A 472-nucleotide genomic window follows, 5' to 3' on the forward strand; every position below is an offset into this window, starting at 1 on the left:
TTACATGACCGTCAGCCAGTTGTAAGAGTGATGCCGAACACATCCAGCATGATCGGCGAATCGGCAACAGCTGCGGCTTTCGGAGACCATGTCTCTTACGGTTCAGCAAAAACCGCGGTATCTCTTTTGGAATGCCTCGGGGAAGTGTACGTGATCAAGGAAGATCAGATGGACATTTTCACCGGCATCGCAGGCAGCGGACCGGCGTACTTTTATTATTTAATGGAGTTTATTGAAAAAGCAGGTGAAGAAGCCGGCTTAGACAAACGGCTGTCCCGCAAAATCGGCGCGCAAACGTTATTGGGCGCTGCAAAAATGCTGATGGAAACGGGTGAAAAACCGGATGTGCTTCGGGAAAACATCACCTCTCCAAACGGCACGACGGAAGCCGGCCTCGATGCGCTCAGGTCAGAAGGCGGCGGAGAAGCCATTGCCAAAGCCATTAAACACGCGACCGAACGTTCTATTGAGA

The 472-nt window shown here is 51.7% G+C and carries 1 protein-coding gene; it reads left to right on the forward strand.

The genetic code is table 11. The features are described from left to right. Positions 1-48: 48 nt before the first annotated feature. Positions 49-472, forward strand: a 424-nt coding sequence (locus ACTD9P_RS29795) for a pyrroline-5-carboxylate reductase family protein (protein WP_438870441.1), incomplete at its 3' end; no start/stop codon positions are given.

The organism is Pseudomonas onubensis (genome assembly GCF_965653655.1).
In the GTDB taxonomy this organism is placed as follows: domain Bacteria; phylum Pseudomonadota; class Gammaproteobacteria; order Pseudomonadales; family Pseudomonadaceae; genus Aquipseudomonas.